Source organism: Streptomyces synnematoformans (assembly GCF_039531005.1).
Taxonomy (GTDB): Bacteria; Actinomycetota; Actinomycetes; order Streptomycetales; family Streptomycetaceae; genus Streptomyces; species Streptomyces synnematoformans.
On record NZ_BAAAPF010000620.1, the window covers coordinates 1 to 1,723 of the forward strand.

A 1,723-nucleotide genomic window follows, 5' to 3' on the forward strand; every position below is an offset into this window, starting at 1 on the left:
GGCCCCGGCCCGTACCCGTACCCGGACGGGCGGCGCGACCGGCTACGGGGCCGGCCGCCCGGCGCCGGGCGTGCCCCGCTCGGCATCCGCCCCGCGCCCCGCCGACCAGGCCTGCCACAGCGCGGCGTACGGGCCGGCCGCCGCGCGCAGCTCGTCGTGCGTGCCGCTCTCCGCCACCCGGCCCTCCTCCATCACCACGACCCGGTCGGCCGCCGCGGCCTGGCTGAGCCGGTGGGCGACGACCAGCGCGGTGCGCCCCTCCAGCGCGCGTTCGGCCGCCTCCTCCAGCCGCCGGGCGCCGAGGCTGCCGGCCTCCGCGGTGGCCTCGTCGAGCACCGCGACCGGCGGGTCGGCCAGCACCAGCCGGGCCAGCGCGAGCTGCTGGGCCCGGTCCGCCGTCAGCCGGTGCCCGCCCTCGCCCACGACCGTGTCCAGGCCCTCCGGCAGCGCCTCGGCCCAGCCGAGCGCGCCCACCCGGTCCAGCGCCTCGCGCAGCTCCGCGTCGCCGGCGCCGGGGCGGGCCAGCCGCAGGTCGTCGGCGAGCCGCCCGGCGAAGACGTGCACCTCCTGGGTGACCAGCGCGACCGTGCGGCCCGACTCGTCCGGCCCGGCGCCGCCCACGTCGATGCGCCCGGCGGTGGGGGAGTGGATGCCGGCCAGCAGCTTGGCGAGCGTGCTCTTGCCCGCCCCGCTGGCGCCGACCAGCGCCACCTTCTCCTTCGGCCGCAGCTCCAGGTCCACCGCGTGCAGCACCGGCCGACCCGGCTCGTACGCGTGCGACACCCCGCTGACGGACACGCCCACCGCCGGCCGCGAGCCCGCCTCCGCGGGCTCCGGCTCGCCGGACGCCGGCTGCTGCTCGCGCGCGTCCACGACGCCGACCAGCCGCGCCAGCCCCGCCGTCGCCGCCTGGGCGTCGTCGAGCAGCACCAGGGCCACGTTCACCGGCCCGAACAGCGAGTGGAAGTACAGCGCCGCGGCCGTCGCCGTACCGATCGAGGCGGAGCCGTCGCGCACCAGCACGTAGCCGGCCACCAGCACCGCGGACAGCCCCAGGTACTCCGCCACGTGCAGCCGGTTGTAGAAGCCCATCAGCAGCCGCACCCCGCGCAGCCGCAGGTCCACCGCGGTCCGCGAGCGGGCCTCGACCCGCCCGGCGTGCGGCGCCTCCAGCCGGTGCGCGCGGACGGTGGCCGCGCCGCTGACGGTGTCCAGGAGCTGCTGCTGCTGCGCCCCGGTGGCGACGCGTTCGCGCGCGTACAGCGGCACCGCGCGCCGCACGTACCAGCGGGCCGTGTACGCCTGCACGGGCACCGCGAGCAGCGCGGCGAGCAGGAAGCGCCAGTCGAGTACGGCCAGCGCGCCGAGCGTGAGCACGATCGCCAGCACGGAGGACGCCAGCTGGGGCAGCGCGCCGCGCACCGCCTCGGCGACCCGGGAGACGTCCCGGGTGACGCGGGCGGTCAGGTCGCCCGAGCCGGCCTTCTCCAGCCGGTCCAGCGGCAGGTGCAGCGCCCGCTCGACGAACCGCTCGCGCAGCTGGGCGAGCACCGTCTCGCCGAGCCGGGAGACCATCGTGCGGCCGACGGCGGTCAGCACGCCCTGGCCGACTGCCACGGCCACCAGCAGCACCACCGGCAGCGTCAGCGCCCCGGCGTCGCGTTCGTCGGTGACCAGGTCCACGATGTGGCCCAGCAGCGGCTGGGTGAGCAGCCCGACGGCG

At 78.6% G+C, this 1,723-nt stretch carries 1 protein-coding gene; it reads right to left on the minus strand.

Going from position 1 to position 1,723, the window contains the following annotated elements:
- Positions 1-42 precede the first annotated feature (42 nt).
- A partial coding sequence (locus tag ABD317_RS36595; RefSeq protein ID WP_344296319.1) for an ABC transporter ATP-binding protein occupies positions 43-1,723 on the minus strand: 1,681 nt, incomplete at its 5' end.